The organism is Paenibacillus prosopidis, assembly GCF_003337375.1.
Taxonomy (GTDB): domain Bacteria; phylum Bacillota; class Bacilli; order Paenibacillales; family Paenibacillaceae; genus Pristimantibacillus; species Pristimantibacillus prosopidis.
The window spans coordinates 142,110-158,837 of the sequence record NZ_QPJD01000004.1; the positions used below are offsets into that span (position 1 = coordinate 142,110).

14 protein-coding genes are annotated in these 16,728 nt (G+C 44.6%); 2 read left to right on the plus strand and 12 right to left on the minus strand.

Translation table 11 applies throughout. The features are described 5' to 3' along the window. Nucleotides 1–3: 3 nt before the first annotated feature. Nucleotides 4–1,014, minus strand: a complete 1,011-nt coding sequence (locus DFP97_RS07525; protein WP_114379384.1) for a cytochrome d ubiquinol oxidase subunit II — start codon at nucleotides 1,012–1,014, stop codon at nucleotides 4–6. Beyond that, entirely contained in the window at nucleotides 1,011–2,351 is a 1,341-nt protein-coding gene (locus DFP97_RS07530) for a cytochrome ubiquinol oxidase subunit I (protein ID WP_114379385.1), read from the minus strand. Before DFP97_RS07530 ends, DFP97_RS07525 begins: the two co-directional genes overlap by 4 nt. Nucleotides 2,352–2,737: 386 nt before the next feature. Between DFP97_RS07530 and DFP97_RS07535 the strand changes: the two genes are divergently transcribed. Continuing rightward, complete coding sequence (locus DFP97_RS07535) at nucleotides 2,738–3,265, plus strand: HPP family protein (RefSeq protein WP_114379386.1); 528 nt, start codon at nucleotides 2,738–2,740, stop codon at nucleotides 3,263–3,265. Between the two features lie 75 nt (nucleotides 3,266–3,340). On the opposite strand, the gene DFP97_RS07540 is transcribed toward DFP97_RS07535, so the two are convergent. Beyond that, nucleotides 3,341–4,306, minus strand: a complete 966-nt coding sequence (locus DFP97_RS07540) for a GntR family transcriptional regulator (RefSeq protein ID WP_114379387.1) — start codon at nucleotides 4,304–4,306, stop codon at nucleotides 3,341–3,343. A gap of 225 nt (nucleotides 4,307–4,531) precedes the next feature. Between DFP97_RS07540 and DFP97_RS07545 the strand changes: the two genes are divergently transcribed. Then, the gene (locus DFP97_RS07545; RefSeq protein ID WP_114379388.1) at nucleotides 4,532–5,095 is read left to right on the plus strand and encodes a shikimate kinase; all 564 of its coding nucleotides are present in this window, start codon (nucleotides 4,532–4,534) and stop codon (nucleotides 5,093–5,095) included. Between the two features lie 95 nt (nucleotides 5,096–5,190). Here the strand turns inward: DFP97_RS07545 and DFP97_RS07550 are convergent, their stop codons facing one another. The 9 genes from DFP97_RS07550 to DFP97_RS07590 form a co-directional block, all read right to left on the minus strand. Next, nucleotides 5,191–6,075: a carbohydrate ABC transporter permease gene (locus DFP97_RS07550; protein ID WP_114379389.1), complete on the minus strand. Its 885-nt coding sequence runs from the start codon at nucleotides 6,073–6,075 to the stop codon at nucleotides 5,191–5,193. Between the two features lie 18 nt (nucleotides 6,076–6,093). Further along, nucleotides 6,094–6,984: an ABC transporter permease gene (locus DFP97_RS07555; protein WP_114379390.1), complete on the minus strand. Its 891-nt coding sequence runs from the start codon at nucleotides 6,982–6,984 to the stop codon at nucleotides 6,094–6,096. Between the two features lie 104 nt (nucleotides 6,985–7,088). Next, entirely contained in the window at nucleotides 7,089–8,810 is a 1,722-nt protein-coding gene (locus tag DFP97_RS07560) for an extracellular solute-binding protein (RefSeq protein ID WP_114379391.1), read from the minus strand. Between the two features lie 154 nt (nucleotides 8,811–8,964). Further along, entirely contained in the window at nucleotides 8,965–10,353 is a 1,389-nt protein-coding gene (locus DFP97_RS07565; RefSeq protein ID WP_114379392.1) for a response regulator transcription factor, read from the minus strand. Next, nucleotides 10,350–12,086 carry a sensor histidine kinase gene (locus tag DFP97_RS07570; RefSeq protein ID WP_114379393.1) on the minus strand — a complete coding sequence of 579 codons (1,737 nt, stop codon included), beginning with the start codon at nucleotides 12,084–12,086 and terminating at the stop codon, nucleotides 10,350–10,352. The genes DFP97_RS07565 and DFP97_RS07570 overlap by 4 nt, the downstream gene beginning before the upstream one ends. 181 nt (nucleotides 12,087–12,267) lie before the next feature. Then, nucleotides 12,268–13,161: a GGDEF domain-containing response regulator gene (locus DFP97_RS07575; protein ID WP_114379394.1), complete on the minus strand. Its 894-nt coding sequence runs from the start codon at nucleotides 13,159–13,161 to the stop codon at nucleotides 12,268–12,270. 5 nt (nucleotides 13,162–13,166) lie between these two features. Next, nucleotides 13,167–13,613 carry a response regulator gene (locus DFP97_RS07580; RefSeq protein WP_181873394.1) on the minus strand — a complete coding sequence of 149 codons (447 nt, stop codon included), beginning with the start codon at nucleotides 13,611–13,613 and terminating at the stop codon, nucleotides 13,167–13,169. Next, entirely contained in the window at nucleotides 13,610–15,418 is a 1,809-nt protein-coding gene (locus tag DFP97_RS07585) for a sensor histidine kinase (RefSeq protein WP_114379395.1), read from the minus strand. The genes DFP97_RS07580 and DFP97_RS07585 overlap by 4 nt, the downstream gene beginning before the upstream one ends. A 10-nt stretch (nucleotides 15,419–15,428) precedes the next feature. Next, the gene (locus DFP97_RS07590; RefSeq protein WP_114379396.1) at nucleotides 15,429–16,715 is read right to left on the minus strand and encodes an ABC transporter substrate-binding protein; all 1,287 of its coding nucleotides are present in this window, start codon (nucleotides 16,713–16,715) and stop codon (nucleotides 15,429–15,431) included. Nucleotides 16,716–16,728: the final 13 nt, after the last annotated feature.

The window sequence follows — 16,728 nt, forward strand, 5'->3', positions numbered from 1 at the left end:
ATACTACCTTCCTTGAACATATTTTGCGTTGAACAGAAACAACCTCATTAACAGGACGAGGGATGGGACTAGCAGCAGCAATCCTGCAATAAATGCAACAATCATTGAAATACCCATAGTCCGGTTCGTAAAATGCTCATACATCGTAAGATAGGGATATAGTAAATAGGGAATATGCGCCGCCCCATATCCATAAAATGCAAATGCAAATTGACACATCACGAAAATAAATGACAACCCGTAATATTTTTTACGCCAAACCAAATAGACCGCGCCTAGAAAAAAGACAAATGAAAGGACAAACATCCAGGAGTGCTCCAGCATCTTTTGAAAATGGTCCGGATTATGCAGATCAATCGCATAAAATACGATTACGCTGCAAATGATGGTCGGGCCACTCCAAGTCAGCGCCCACTTCCGTACGATTTCAAGCGCGGGATTGTCTCTCGCTTTGGCGGCATAGAAGGTAAGGAACATAGCAGAGATATAAAGGACGCTGACGATAGCCAACAAAACAACTGACCAGGAATAAGGACTGACAAACAGCCTTTCATATAGAAACACGACTTTTCCGCCAATTATCTCAATAAACCCTCCTTCGGAAATGGTTAGCACCGTTGACAGTGAAGCCGGGATAAGCAGCCCTGTTGCGCCATACAAAAAAATATATACTTTGCTGCTTCTGGCCCCATATGTGCTGAACGCATAATATGATCCGCGTATAGCGAGCAATAGGATCGCAACGCTTCCGGGGAGCAATAATGCCGTTCCATAGTAATAAGCGGTATCCGGAAAAAAGCCGACTATGCCCACTATAAAAAAGATAAGAAAAACATTGGTCACCTCCCAAACCGGGGATAAATAGCGCTTAATCATATTTTGGACAAGATGCTCTTTTCCCGTTCTATAACTGTAGTAGCTGAAAAAACCGGCTCCAAAATCGATAGATGCCACGATCAGGTACCCATATAGAAAAGTCCATAGGACCGCTATCCCCATTACCTCTATATTCATTTGAAGCCACCTTCCGATTCGATTGCCTCGAGTTCGTCTTCAGTAGGGTTGCTTTTAAACATTTTTGTTATCACCCGTATACACGTTATTCCTAAGACCGCATACAGCACTACGAATACATAAAAGAGAACATCAACATGTTCTGAGGTAGTAGCCCCCTCAGGTGTTTTCATGTATCCCCGCAAAATCCACGGTTGTCTGCCAACCTCCGCGTAAATCCATCCATATTCAATAGCAAACATAGCCAGCGGACCGCCAACAACAATGGCCCAAAGCATGAGCTTGCTGTAAGGGTTCCCTTTCCGGAGCAGGTACACAAGAAGAAACAATAAAGGAATAAGGGTCAGGTACATACCGATAACAACCATTGCATCGAATGTATAGTGAATCCAGAGCGGCGGAATTTCATCCGCGGGAAAATCATTCAAGCCCAGCACTTCCGCGTTAGGATTTCCATGGGCCAATACACTTAGAGCAAAAGGTAATTTTAAAGCATATTTGATTTCATTATTATCCGTTAAAATCCCTCCTACAATAAGAGGGGCTTGTCTCGACGTATCAAAATGCCATTCCCCGGCAGCAAGCTTTTCCGGCTGGTATTTCGATAAATATTTTCCGGACAAGTCTCCAATCAAGAAGGTTGAAAAGGCGAATACCAATGCAGCAAATAAGGTCATCTTCAGCGCTTTCTTATAATAAATGTGATTTTTACCTCTCAGCAGGGCATAAGCAGCGATAGCCGCCAAAATAAAAGCCGAGGTTAGGTAGGCCGAAACTAATACATGCGACACTTTTGTAGAACTAGCTGGATTAAACATAATAGAAAGAGGCTCAACATTACCGATTATCCCGTTAACAAATTCAAACCCCTGCGGCGCATTCATAAAAGAGTTGACCAACGTAATAAAAAGCGCGGAAGCGGAGGCTCCAATAACCACTGGGATGATGAACAAAAAATGAACGATAGGTTTAAAACGTCCCCATGTATACATATAGATGCCCAGAAATATCGCTTCGAAGAAAAAGGCAAATATCTCCAAAAACATAGGCAGTCCAATGGCCTGCCCGGCAATACGCATGAAATTGGGCCAGAGCAGGTTGATTTGCAATCCGAGTGCTGTACCGGTAACAACTCCTACGGCCACAGAAATAACATAGCCCCGAGTCCATCTTCGCGCCATCAATGTGTAATGAGGGTCATTTCGACGAATGCCGGTCCATTCTGCCAAGGCTATCATAACGGGTACTCCCACACCGACGGTGGCAAATATGATATGAAACACAAAAGTTAGTGTCATCAGAGCGCGGCTGTATATGACCGGATCATATTCAAACATGATTTCATTTCTCCTTTCTACATGCAGCTAACTGCATGATCTTAAATAAATAAATGCCGTGACAAGGATAATAACAAAATGACCGCAATGACCGCGCACAGTATGATTAGATTCTTTTCATGCTTCTGATGACGTTCCATGTTGTCCTCCTTATCCATGATTTGGATTTTAGTTAGAATGCCATTGATGAGCATAAATTATGTACATGTATCAGGTTTTCACAGATTATTCATATATATAAAAAAAGGTCTATTTACATAGCAATATGGGTGTCCGTTGTAAAATGATAATTACTTATAACTATTAATTTCTATTGACTAATTTGTCTGTCTACGTTTATTATATAACTATATTACTAGTTATTTATTAATTTAGGAGGTATCGGCATGAAAATAGATCTTACTATTATTGGATATATTTCAAAAATGAAAGGAAGCGGCAGGAGTCCATTAAAAGTATCGCCCAAAAATATGGCAATCGGTTTTATCGGCGGTTTTACCGCCATTGCAATACTGGCTTTTTTGACGGGTTTTACATCAGAAGCATGGATTATGGCTCCATTTGGTGCAAGCTGCGTGCTAGCTTTCGGGGTATGGGATTCTCCCTTGTCGCAGCCGCGCAATATAATCGGCGGACATCTGATATCTGCTTTAGCGGGGTTATGCGTATATCACGTATTTGGCAACGGAACGATAAGTATGGCGCTCGGAGTCGGACTGGCAATAGCATTGATGATGCTGACAAGAACAACTCACCCGCCTGCCGGTGCGAATCCGCTTGTTGTCATTATGGCGGGAAGCAGCTGGTCCTTCTTGGTCACCCCTGTATTAATAGGAGCCGTTATCATTGTATTGGTAGCACTGCTAGTCAATAATATGGATAACAAACGACGTTACCCCAACTTTTGGCTGTAGCTCGGTGAGTCAGTTACAGGGTCTAAACAGCACGAAAAAACCACCAAAAGAATGGTGGTTTTTTAACATTTTGTTTTAGTTGTCGGTTTTAGAAATCTCTTTCAGAAGATTTTCACTACTTTTTTCCAGCACCATAGGATAAAAACCTACTTTATCTGGAGCTAACGATTTTAACTCCGTATAAACAGCAGCAGATGCGTAAACTTTATCTGAATGTTCTATGGTTTCAATGAGTTGCTCCCGGTTATCTATGCCGATCGCATTGGATTGGATCTGGGTAATACCGGCTTCTTGTATGCTTCTTGCCATCCATTGTCCGCCTGCTTTTCCGAGACATACAAAACTTACCTCACTTCCAGGCTTAAGCTTAGAAATTTCTAAGAGCAGAGACATATCGATCGTTGCTCCTATGACCAAAACTTTCTTCTCATAACGGGAAAATATTTTTTTAACTTCGTCGGCATGATTCAACGTGGTTATCATCACATTGGAATATTCAAGCGCTTCAAGCATCAGACTTTCCGTAGATGTAAGGTCTTCCAAGAAGACCGTTTTGACTTCAGCATTTGTGACACGCACAATTTCATTGCGATAAAAGAGATGGTCATGTTCTTTGCACTCTACAAAAACGATCCGCAATCGATAAGGAACATTTGTATGCAGTAGAATATAAGCTAAACTCGCTGTAAAAAATTGCTCAAGAGGTATCCCTTTTTCAGTTGCTTCCTCAATCGTCTTCGTCACTAATTGATGCATAGGCTGACGTTGCATCTGTAATTCCTCAATTTTCTTGTTATCCATGACTTGCGTTCCGCGACCCTTATGCATCGAAACATAACCTTCATCACGCAATTGATTATAGACCAAATTAACCGTATTCCTGTTTAAACTGAGTAGATCGGCCATCTGGTTAGCGGATGGAAGCATGTCACCCGGCAGAATCTGACCGATACCAATCAACCATTTAAGCTGCTCTTTAATTTGCGTATTTACACTAAAGGTTAAACCGGAATCAACTTTTAAAACAAGCTCATCGGTCATAACTATCTCCCCTTCTGACAAGCTGGAAGTTACTTAAATATAAACTACCGTATCATTTAACAAAGTACTATTTATTTAGTTATTTATTAATTTACTGTACGTTCCATAAAAACGCAAGTTCGTTCGCTGTCCTTTACCAATTAAGTGATAAAGCTATATAATAAAAGGAATTACGATTTATCGAACCAAGAATGACATATGAGCCCGAAATGAGTTGATTCCCCGATGCACAAAGACAAGCAGCTGCCCTTCAAAGAAAAAAACATTATCCTAATAGGTTTTATGGGAGTGGGCAAAACAACCATTGGTATTCATATCGCGAAAAAGCTGAATCGAGATTTTATCGATGTCGATCAGGAAATCGAAAAGCAGTATGATATGCCCGTAACACAGATTTTCAAAACGATGGGCGAGCAAAAGTTTCGTCAAATGGAAAAGGAATTTATCGTTGATTTATGTTGTAACTCCCGCTTGAAAATAATTTCCCTTGGCGGCGGCGCTTTTCTTCAGGAAGAGATTCGCAACGTATGCTTGTCTACATCGATTGTGTTTTTCCTTGACCTCTCATTTAATTTATGGAAGGACAGGCTGCATTTACTTATGGACAACAGACCGGTTCTTCAAAATAAAACGTTAGAAGAGATTGAACAATTGTACTATTCCCGTCAAGGCATCTACGCCTTAAATCATTCAAAAGTCAATACCGATTATCTAAAGCCCGAAGAGGTTGCCGACAATATCCTTCATTCTTTGAAATTAAATTGGGAAATAAATGAACCGATAAATTAGTTGAGCTCTCTCAAATATAAAGGCTGTCCCCAAGATCCGGAAAGATCTGCGGGGACAGCCCTTATTTTGGCTAGGCTAAATAGACGAATACAACCTTATTCTTTCACCGAACCGAGCGTGATGCCATGAATAAAGAAGCGCTGCAGGAACGGATAAATGACCAGCACGGGAATCATAGCGATAAATATTTTGGCCGCATTCAGCGTCTGGTTGGATAGTTCGCTGAGCTTCTTATATTCGTCTTCCGTCATGCTCGTCGTATCGATGACCACCACGAGCTGTTGAATGTAAGTTTGCAGCGGATATTTCTCAGCCGACGACATCAGCACTAACCCGTGGAAAAATTCGTTCCAGTGGTACACGATACTGAATAGCGTTATGGTTGCGAGAACAGGAACGGCCAGCGGGACAAAGAGCCGGACCAGCATATACCACGGCCCCGCCCCGTCCACAAGCGCCGCCTCCTCAAGCTCCTTCGGAAGGTTCCGGAAGAAGTTCACAACGAGAATAACATGAAATACCTGCACGCCTCCCGCCAATACAAGTGACCAAATCGAGTCCATCAAACCGTAATTCTTAATGACCATATACCAAGGAATCAAGCCGCCGTTAAAGAGCATGCAGAATACAAGCAGCCACATAAATACGTTGCGCAAGCGGAAATCCTTCACGGATTTCGATAACGGGTAAGCCATCAACACCGTAACAATAAAGTTGAAGACAGATCCAAGCAGAACCCGTTGCAAGGAAATGCCGAACGAATTAAAAAACTTCGAGTCGGTCATTATCGTTTGATACGAGTTAAAGTTGAAGCCGACCGGCCATAAACGCACGATGCCGGCAGCAGCAGCCGACTTATCGCTTAAAGAGACAGCCAGCGTATACCAAATCGGCATAATGCACACCAGCGCGATAACGATCAGGACGACCAAAAGCAGGATATCGAATAGCCTGGAGCCAAACGATTGTTCTCTAACCATTGTTCATGCTCCTTTCGATTAAAATATGCGGTAATTCGCGAACTTCGAAGCGAGCATATAAGAAACGACGATTAAAATAAAGCTGACCACAGATTTCAACAGCCCCATCGCCGTCGCCAAGCTAAACTGAAGGTTCAGCAAGCCTGCGCGATAAACCCACGTATCGATAATGTCCCCGCTAGAATAAACCAACGGGTTGTATAAGTTGAAGATTTGATCGAACCCCGCGTTCAATACGTTCCCTAAGCTTAATACCGCCAGCAAAACAATCGTCGTCGTTATGCCGGGCAGCGTCACATGCCACAAACGTTTCATCCGCGTTGCGCCATCGATCGCCGCCGCTTCATACAGCGCCGGATTAATCGAAGTAAGCGCCGCTAAGTATATGATCGTGTTGAACCCGAATTCCTTCCACACGTCGCTTCCTACAATAATATAAGGAAATAAATCGGCCCTAGCGAAAAATAAAACCGGCTCTACGCCAAATGCTCCCAAGACGGAGTTGATCGGACCTTTGAAGGCAAATACGTCGAGTAAAATGCCCGATAAAATAACCCATGATAAAAAATGCGGCAAATAAACAATCGTTTGAACCCATCGCTTCACAATCTGCAGGCGCAGCTCGTTTAACATAAGCGCAAATACAAGCGGAACAATCAGGTTGCCGATGATCTTCAACACTGCGATATAAATCGTATTAAATAAGACCGTCTTGCTGTCAGACAGCACAAACATATATTCAAAGTTCTCTAAACCGATCCATTCCGATTTCCAAATCCCCGCCCCCGGGTTAAAATCCTGAAAAGCCATTACAATACCGCTCATCGGGACAATGTTAAACAAGACTAACCAAATCAGGCCGGGCAGAAGCATAAGGTAGTAATGTTTCTCGAAGCTTCTGTTTCTCATGATTAATCTCTCTCCTATCTGTTCAGCAATTCTCTAAGTGCTGCACTTATCAATTTTTGGTACAAAGGCGCCGGAAACAAGATCCGCCGCCTCTGCAGATTTGATTATCCCTTGACTTCCTCTTCTACCTCTTGCGTCACTTTATCTCCGCCCTGCTTCTTCCAATCCTCGACGAATTTATCGAAGGTTTCGATCGGCGCTGCTCCCATAATGATTTTCAGGAAGGTTTCGGTTTCCAGCTTCTCCAGGTTAGCCCAGCGGCTTTCCATCGTTTTGGTCTGGGAATAAACCAAGCTATAAACTTCGTTGCGCGGTTCCAGCAGCGGCGCGCCGCCGACAAAGATCGAATACATGCGGCTCCAAGTGCCTATATCATCCGTATTCCAATATTGAATGTCATTGTTGTCGAACGGCTCAAGCTTCGCTTTGCCCACCTTACTTGCATCGTCTGCAAGCAGCTTATAACCAGGAATATCTAAGTCCGCAGCCGTCTTCGTTCCAGCCAGCACTTCTTTGAGCGCGTTCAGCGAGTACTCGATTTCATCGACCGGCGCGTACACGATCCGAACCGGATAGTGGTTCAAGGTAACGCTCACATCGAATTTAGCTTCGTCTCTAACAAGCAGGTTCATCAATTTAAGCGCGGCTTCCGGATGCTCGTAACCTTTGCGGACCGCAAGGAATTGAGTGGAAGGCGTCGCCATGTGCGGGCTAAATTCGCCGTTCTTGTCAAGCGGCAGCGCATAGGACTGCCAATTCGCCTTAGGATCGTTCTTGATCGCATCCGGAAGCGGCCAATAGCCCATCCAGAATGGACCGAAGAATATTCCCGCTTTGCCGCTGACGACCGGCTCTGCCGCGTCTTTGCGAATGCTCAGTTCACGGTCAATCGCGCCGCTGGCATACATGTCGCGCAATTTGGCCAATGCTTCTCTCACCTGTGGCTGGATGGAGCCGTAGACCGGCTTACCGTCTTCGCCTTCCAACCAGAAACCGGGATACGCATTGAAAGCGGAGAAAATCGGATCTAAGCCGAATGTGTTATTGCTCGATGCAAGGAAGTTGGCATAGAGCTTGCCGCCAGCCTGCTGTCCGGCAATGCCGATCGTATCCGGCTGTCCGTTCCCGTCCGGGTCGCCTTGGGCAAATGCTTTGGCCACCTTCTCTAAATCTTCTACCGTCTTCGGAACTTCCAAGCCCAATTTGTCCAGCCAATCCTTGCGGATCCACATCGTGTGAACGGCGTCGCCTCTTGCCGTTACGTTCGGAAGCGCCATCATCTTGCCGTCGAAGGTCACCGCATCAAGGGCGCGCCCCTCAGTCTTCTCGATAATGCCTTTAATGGCAGGAGACGCGTATTTTTCGAATGTTTCCGTCAAATCCTCCACTTGGCCGGCTTTCACCATCTGTCTAAGCTGTGCGTCATTGACGATGACCAGGTCAGGCAGGTCGTCGCTCGCGATGGATAGGTTGACCTTCTGGTCGTAGTCTTTGCCCGTGGCGGTCCGCCAGATAATCTTCGTGTCTATGTTCAGCTGCTCTTTGATATGTCTCGTATACTGGTTATTCTCCGGTGTATCTCCCTGCGGCAGGCTGTTGTCCGTAGGATCGTTCGCTTGGCCTACATTAATGGTGACGGGCGATTCGTATTTGCCGAAAGGATCTGCCGTCTCCGCAGCCGCAGTCGGCTCGTCATTCCCGGCAGCGGCGCCCAATCCTTCATTCGTACTGCCGCCGTTACTCGGCTGGTTCGTGGAAGTACACGCTGTCAGTGCAATAAGAAGCACGGCCAGCAATAAGAGTAAGCCGTTTTTTGTCGCTTTCATCTCTTTCTCCCCTTCGTTCATGAATTAACTACACTAATAGGATACCACCGATGAAAGCGTTTTAAGTTAGAGCCGGGTTGCGGGTTAGGGTAGAGCGTTGGAGAGAGTTTTACGGTCAAAAAGACATCTCTCCCCCCTGGCCGCCGACTTTTATCTACCCCGGCGGCTTTTGGCGAAACTCGCTCGGCAGCATGCCGGTATGCTCGCGAAATAAGCGGCTGAAATACTTTTCGTCCATATACCCCGTATGCTCCGCGATCCATTGAATCGGTTTATGGGTATGCATCAAAAATGCTTTAGCTTTCTCGATTCGGATTTCCCGCACGTATTCATTAAAGGATTTGCCTGTTATATCTTTAAAGCATTGGCTGAAGTAGCTCCGGCTCATGTTCACCCTCTTGGCGACGTCCATCGCGAATACCTGCTGGTCCATCTCTTCTTGCACGATCTTCACCGCTCTCATAATGCAGTCGACAACCTCCTGCGAATAAGACTGGCTGCTCGTTATTTGCGCTGTAAGCGTGCGGATCGATTTCAGCCAAGCTTCCGCTTCAAGCCAGCTGTCGAATGGCCCCGGCTCTGCAAGCCGCTTGTCCGTTACCGCAGCATAGACGCGATTCCATTCACTCTCGAGCGTATAGAGAAATTGGACCAGCCTGGGCACAGGCAGCCGCATCGCTTTCAGCTCATCCCGGAGCTGCGCGTAAGCCGCTTCTTCATGAATCCATTCCAGCGTCAGCCACTTCTCTCTCACAGCAGCCAAATGACTTTCGTTAGCGGGAGATTCTTTTTGCAAGGCTTCGACAGTCATTTCGACCCGTTTATGGTTTGGATGATAATCATAAAAGAAATCCTTCTGTTTATACGCCCGCAGCAGCCGGTAGAGCAAGCTTTTCTTCTGTCCAGCCAATCCGACCAGCTTCATCGCTATCCACCCGTCTTGGATCTGAGCAGGCTCGGCTTCAGCCTCTTCGGGAACCCACCACCAGACGTTTACATCCGACTCTTCCAGGATACCTCCCTCAAGCAGCTCGGTTTGGGCGAGCCAGCTGGTGTCCGGCTGATCTTCCTTTGCCAGAAAAGCGTAACCGGCATCCGCAGCAAAGCTGTCGGAATTCGCCGCCTCTTTGGAAAGCGGGTCGCCGGCGGCGCTCTTCTTCCTCTCTTCCTGAATGCGGAGATATACTCTCTCAAGCACTTCTTCGAACCTTTCTTTCTCAAGCTGCACCTTTGCAATATAATCGATCGCTCCAAGCCGCAGCGCCTCTTGGATGTAATCAAAGTCCTGGTGGAGCGTCAGGACGACAATATACAGCTCCGGGTACAGCTTTCGGGCGATGCGCATCAATTCGATGCCGGACATGACCGGCATGGCCAGATCCGTCAGCATTAAGTCCACAGAATTCGCATGCAGAAATTCCAGCGCTTTCTCGCCGTTCCCCGCTTCCCCCACTACCTGCATGCCGAAATCGGCCCAAGGCATAGCCGATATTAGCCCTTTGCGCACCAGCTTGTCGTCGTCTACTACGAGTACTTTAATCATATCTCTTTCTCCACCTCTTTTGCCGGTAAACTCAATATGACGCTTGTTCCTTTTCCTACTTGGCTAATAATTTGCATGCGGGCTTGTCCTTTATAATAAAACTCGATCATCCGTTTTACGTAATTCATTCCGATTCCCATACCTACTTTTCTTTTCTCAACCTCTTCATTGTGCAGGAGATGTTGAATCGTCTCTTCCGTCATCCCTTCTCCGTTATCATGGACAGACAGTTCGATATAGCCGTCAAATTTGACATCCACACGAATGCTCCCTTGGTCGTTCAAACCGTGGTAGAGCGCGTTTTCCACGAGAGGCTGCAAAATAAACCTGGGAATGATCAAGTTCAGCACATGCTCATCGGCTTCAATCCGCACATTAAACTCGAAGTCGTAGCGGATTTGCTGCAGCGTTAAATACTCCCGAAGTGCATCAAGTTCTTCTTTCACCGTAGCCTGCTCGCCCAGCTTGCCTAAATTGTAGTACAGCAATTTGTTCAAGGAGACAACGAGCTGATCAATTTCATGCTGATCGTTCATCACGGCTAGCCAATGTGCGGTATCGAGTGTATTCATCAGAAAATGCGGGTTAATCTGATAGCGCAGCTTCTCGATCTCCAAATCCGCCCTGCGCTTTTCTTTAAGCTCCACTTCTGAGAACAATTCCCCGATCTGATGCTTCATGTCCCCAAATTCCCGCAGCAAATAGTCAAACTCCGGAATATATGTTTTTTCGGATGCGGATTGAAAGTCGCTTTGGCCTGCCCGCTTCATTTCCTTATGAAACTTGGTCAGCGGACGGTAAACCATCTTCCAGAGCAGCCAAGCCAGCATGAGACTGATGACCAGCACGATGAGAGAGAAAAAAACGATCTGGATCAGCCAGCGGTTTCTTTCTTTGTTGTACTCCGCCTGGGGGATAACGGAGACAATGCTCCAACCTTGGCTGCTCGTGCCTTTAAACCAATAATAGTCATTATAAGTGCCGTGATCGGCATTGGCGTCCTCCAGGGGAAACACGCTATTTTCCGGAAAAATGTCCGGGATCTCGCTGAATGCAATTTTTCTCTCTTTGCTTAAAAGCAGATGGTGAGAATTTTGAGTGAGTTGATCAGTTTCTAAAATATTTTGTGTCAGCTTGAATCCCGATTCAATGTAAATATAAATATCGTCACGCTCCGGTATGCCTGCCTTTCTTATGACAGACAGCACGTTATGATTATTCAATCCGTCTTGGCTGGTATGCGGGGAATGATACGTAATCTTGTTCGAAACGGCCAGCCGGGGAAGCTTGCTCGGATCGAAATGATCACTCACTACCAAGTTCTCAAACATATGCGATCCGTCCGCTTGGAAATAATACATCGTCAAACCGATATTGGGATTAGTGAAGGTGATCGTTCCCACATCGCTTTTTATTTCGCTTACCAGGATCGCCTGCTGGTAAGGTTCATCCTCCATCAAGTACCGATCCAGCTTCTTCCCCACGCTTCCGTCAAATGAAAGCTGCTGTGACACATGGTTCATATTGTTAATCGTATTCTCCAAAGACAGCTGAACCTGCTTGACATTGCTCTGGATGCCAAGTTGAATTTTATTAAACAAGATCGAATCGATGGTGAAATAGGAGATCAACCCGATCCCGATAAACGGAATCAGGGAGGCGGCGATAAAGAGGATGACGATCCTCCTTTTGAGAGAAAGGTTCCGATACGCGCTGCTTTTAATGAATCTCATGCCGTTCTCATCCGTCCTTTCCGCTATGGTGCTGCTCCTTCTATCCTATAGCTAATTGTAAAATGGAACAATCCCCCCTGCGGGAAGATAAAAACCGCCCGGAAAATATGAAAAAAATCGCCCTGCACCTCGTTAATGGAGGATTAGGGCGACCTTTATGATGAAAGGATCACAAGACTTTTTATTTCAGGACTTTTTCTTTTTTATGGGTATACATTCGTTGATCCGCTTGGATAATTAATTCACCTAAGGTTACAGGCATAGCCGGATTAAAATGAAATAGCCCGAGACTAATCGAGAGGTGATAGATTCGGCCGGCGCTCAAATTAAAGCTATGTAACTTTTGCTGTATTTTCAAGATAATCAACTCTTCAAATGCATCTAAATTCAATGAATATCCAAGTTTATCCGGTAAGACAACAGTGAACTCATCTCCACCCATGCGGGCAATAATATCGGAATCGCTGAAAACCTCTTTCAAAATATTCGCCGTATCCATTAAGGCCAAATCTCCCATATGATGGCCATAGGTATCGTTGATTGTTTTCATGCCGTCCAAATCGGCAACAACCAAATAAAAGCCTCTGCCTTCCTGAGCATTCGCATTCATATACTGCTGCGCTTGATTAAAGAAGCCCCGACGATTGTAGAGACTCGTTAGCTCATCAATTATAGATAAATTATACAGCTCACCCTGAAGACGGTGCCTTTCTATTGCATAACGCATTGAACGCATAATCACCGAACTATTTACTTGTCCTTTAATCAAATAATCCTGAGCCCCATGCTGTACGGCGTTTATCGCAACCTGTTCATCATCAAGTCCTGTCAATACAACGATTGGGATTGCAGGCGCTTGCTCCCGAAAGCTGATAATTGTTTCCATACCATGACTGTCCGGAAGTGAAAGATCGAGTAAAACAACGTCGAATATATCCTTGGATATCAGCTCAATGCCTGTTTCCAATTGATCGACCCATTTCAGATCAAAATTCAGATTATCTGTATCCGATAAAACTTCCCGAATCAATCTGGCATCTCCCGGGTTATCTTCTATTAATAAAACCTTTATCAATAGTTTTACCTCCTAGGCAGCTTAACAATCGTAAGCCAAAAATTTTCAATCGATCGTACGACTGTTAAAAACTGCTCTAAGTTGACAGGCTTGGTGATATAACAATTCGCATGCAGATCATAAGCTTTTAAGATGTCTTGCTCTGCTTCGGAAGTCGTTAAAATAATGACTGGAATATATTTCAGTAGCGGATCCCTTTTGATTTCGGCAAGAACCTCGGTGCCATTAATTTTGGGAAGATTTAAGTCTAGCAATATAATATCCGGCACAATCGAATCCTGGTAGCTGCCTTCGCGCCTGAGATAAGCCAAAGCCTGCTCGCCGTCTTCAACCACGCTTAAATTATTGTTTATTTTCCCTTCTTTCAGCACTTCGACAATCAACCGAATATCTCCGGGGTTATCTTCCACTAAAAGAATTTCTACATTTTGACCCAACTTATCATCGATCATGTTATATGTTCTCCTCTATCCGGCAGCGTGAAGTAGAAGGTTGTTGAATGACCCGCTTCCGACTCAACCCATATTTTCCCGCCATGGCGTTCGACAATTTTTTTACAAATGGACAAGCCTATACCCGTGCCCTCGTATTTTGTTTTATTATGGAGCCTTTGAAAAATGAGGAAAATTCGGTCCCGGTACCTCGGATCAAAGCCAATCCCATTATCTTGAACTGAAAATAACCAGTCTCTATCCTGTTGTTTAATCCCGATATGAATGATGGGGGCGCGGTTAGCATCGCGAAACTTAATGGCATTACCTATTAAATTTTGCAATAATTGCACCATTTGTGTAGAATCAGCCATTAGCGTAGGCAGCGGATCATGCGTGACCCGTGCATCACTTTCTTGAATGGCGTGCTGTAGATTCGCCATTACATGATGCAGCACAACTTCAAAGTCAACTGACTTGAGTTCTTTCCCCTTTGTTCCTACTCTGGAAAAAATCAATAAATCATTGATTAAATTTTGCATACGCTGTGAACCATCCACAGCATAATGAATAAAATCATCCGCGTCCTGATCTAATTTCCCTTGGTATCGCTTGGCGAGCAGCTGCACATAACTGGCTACCATCCGTAATGGCTCTTGTAAATCATGCGAAGCGACATAAGCAAATTGCTCCAACTCCGCATTTGAACTAGCTAATTCTTCTTTTTGCCGCTTCAGCTCGAGCTCATTGTCTTGAATATTTTGCGACATTTGGTTAAATGCCTCACATAGCTGCAGCAACTCAACAGGAGCGGACTTCATACCGCTGTAGTCGATTTTATATTGATAATCGCCTTTCCTCAGCCTTTGGACTCCTTTTAATAAATGCTGAACGGGATGTTCAATGAGATACGATATTCGCAACGTCACAATAATCCCAAATATAAGCACGATACCAATGATAATAATCATAACAATTAATTGCTGATTAAAGGTTCGATACACTTCATTCCGCTCAATTTCGTTAACGGCAATCCATTTTCCGTTATTCACTAACTGATACGTCCCGAAAACTTGCTTGCCGCGGTAATTCTCATAAGTCGAGGCCGATTGTACCCCTTGCTTCGCCCGTTCCAAAATATCGCTGTTCAATTTATACTCTAATATTTTCCAATTTCCCGCGAACCGGGATTCGGTAATCAGATAACCGTTTCGGTCAATTAAATAGGATTCACCACTGTCGCCGCTCTGAAATTGCTCCATGAACTGATCGATTGTCTTTAGCGAAACCGTACCATAGATGACTCCTAAAAATTGTTTGTTTTTATTCATAACAGGAGCTGAAAATAAAATCGTAGGTTGATTGGTAACCTTGCCCATCAACACATCTGATATATACTCACGTCCTTTGGCGGCTTCTTCCCAATAGGTTCGTTCGGTAAAATAGGCGCCAATTTGGTTCATTGTGCTAAATTCCACAATACCTTCTTTATTTGCAAAAGAGACTGCTTCAAACTCCTGCTGATGTGATGCAAAGAATATAAGATTATTTTCAATTTCATCGATGTTAAGCTCTATGGTCGACTGCATATTAGCTAGATTGCGAATTTCAGAAGCTCGGGTCGCTACCCAATTGTCTATCGCCGTTTGCTGAATCGCACCATCTTTTCTCATTGAATTTATCTGATTGTTTTCGGTTTGGCGGTACTGTAAGAAGGAATAAGATGATATCGTTGACAGCCCAACCATAAGCACCAAGGCTATTCCCAGAAACCTTAATCGTGCCTTCAAGCTTTGAAGTCGAAACACTCGCAATAAGAGGTTCATTGGTTCACCATCAATCCAGAATAAGGGTCGCCTTATCCCTTATATAATTCACATCGGCTTCTTTCAATTCATTTTGCAGCTCTTTTCCTGACAAAATATGAATTAATGCTGCATTAATAGAGTCATTCGCTGAATTGGTAAACAAATGTCCCGGGTTGATCGATGTTGGATAAAGCTGCAGTGCTTTCTGCACATCCTTCATCGCCGGATTGGTATACTCAGCAATCACATCTTTAAAAGCAGATAAAGCAACATTTTTGCTATAAATCGCCAGCATGTCTTTATCGAGAAGAAGGGACAATAAATATTTCGCTCTAACCGGATGTAATGTCTTCGCATTAATCGACACCTGCTTGTCCGGCGCTGCAGCCATGACCGTTTTTCCATTCTGATCGGGCAGCGCGAAAAAGCCTATTTTAAAATCAGAAGTTTTACTATCTACTACACCAGGCGTCCAACTGCCCATCAGCTGCATAGCGCCTTTTCCGTCAATAAACTGCTGAGTCGATTCATCATAGCCTATTTGCAGAGCATCCGGATTAAAAAAACCATTGTGCGCGAGCTCTTGAAATTTCTGCATCGCATTATTGACTTCAGGTCCGTCAATTTTTGCTTTACCCTCGTATACATCCCATTCAAAATTAGGGTTTTGGAGAAACTCCGACGTCGCTGCAATCGGCAGATAAGCGCCCTGAATCGTCCATGAATCTTTAAATCCGCCTAGTATCGGGGATATTCCAGACTCTTTGATCTTGCCGCATAATGCTATAAATTCATCCCACGTTTTGGGCGGCTGCAATTGCAGACGATCAAAAATAGTTTTATTGTAATAAGCCCCAAAGGTGCTCACATCCAGTGCCGCGCCGTAAGTTTTCCCTTTATAGGCAACCGTCTGTTTCGCAGAATCAATCATTCGCTCAGTCCAAGGCTGATCCGATAAATCCATCAGGTAACCCGCTTTGGCATACTCTTTAATCTTCTGATTAAATAGAATATCGGCAGCTTGGCCTGATTTCAACTGGTTTTCTGTGACTTCGCTAAAATTTTTCTCATCCAATTTGTCCCATTTAATAGTAGCATTCGGGTATTTCGTTTTAAACAATTTTTCTACTTCATCAAAATACCCGTTTTTATCTTGTGCCCAATAGGAGACGCGCAGCGTAAACGACTCATCTGTTCGATCTTCCTGCATTTGAGCCTGTTCATCCGCCCGACTTGACTGCTTCGTTTCCTTGCTGCACCCGGCCGTTGTGATCGATAAGCACAGTGCTGTCAAAACAATGATCCATTTACGCATCTGCTCGCTCCTC

Excerpts from the sequence above, each read along its gene's own strand:
- DFP97_RS07530 (WP_114379385.1), bottom strand. The coding sequence starts at position 2,351 with ATGTTTGAATATGATCCGGTCATATACAGCCGCGCTCTGATGACACTA.
- DFP97_RS07545 (WP_114379388.1), top strand. The coding sequence starts at position 4,532 with ATGCACAAAGACAAGCAGCTGCCCTTCAAAGAAAAAAACATTATCCTA.
- DFP97_RS07565 (WP_114379392.1), bottom strand. The coding sequence starts at position 10,353 with ATGATTAAAGTACTCGTAGTAGACGACGACAAGCTGGTGCGCAAAGGG.
- DFP97_RS07570 (WP_114379393.1), bottom strand. The coding sequence starts at position 12,086 with ATGAGATTCATTAAAAGCAGCGCGTATCGGAACCTTTCTCTCAAAAGG.
- DFP97_RS07540 (WP_114379387.1), bottom strand. The coding sequence starts at position 4,306 with ATGACCGATGAGCTTGTTTTAAAAGTTGATTCCGGTTTAACCTTTAGT.
- DFP97_RS07535 (WP_114379386.1), top strand. The coding sequence starts at position 2,738 with ATGAAAATAGATCTTACTATTATTGGATATATTTCAAAAATGAAAGGA.
- DFP97_RS07560 (WP_114379391.1), bottom strand. The coding sequence starts at position 8,810 with ATGAAAGCGACAAAAAACGGCTTACTCTTATTGCTGGCCGTGCTTCTT.
- DFP97_RS07555 (WP_114379390.1), bottom strand. The coding sequence starts at position 6,984 with ATGAGAAACAGAAGCTTCGAGAAACATTACTACCTTATGCTTCTGCCC.
- DFP97_RS07585 (WP_114379395.1), bottom strand. The coding sequence starts at position 15,418 with ATGAACCTCTTATTGCGAGTGTTTCGACTTCAAAGCTTGAAGGCACGA.
- DFP97_RS07550 (WP_114379389.1), bottom strand. The coding sequence starts at position 6,075 with ATGGTTAGAGAACAATCGTTTGGCTCCAGGCTATTCGATATCCTGCTT.
- DFP97_RS07525 (WP_114379384.1), bottom strand. The coding sequence starts at position 1,014 with ATGAATATAGAGGTAATGGGGATAGCGGTCCTATGGACTTTTCTATAT.
- DFP97_RS07580 (WP_181873394.1), bottom strand. The coding sequence starts at position 13,613 with ATGATCGATGATAAGTTGGGTCAAAATGTAGAAATTCTTTTAGTGGAA.
- DFP97_RS07590 (WP_114379396.1), bottom strand. The coding sequence starts at position 16,715 with ATGCGTAAATGGATCATTGTTTTGACAGCACTGTGCTTATCGATCACA.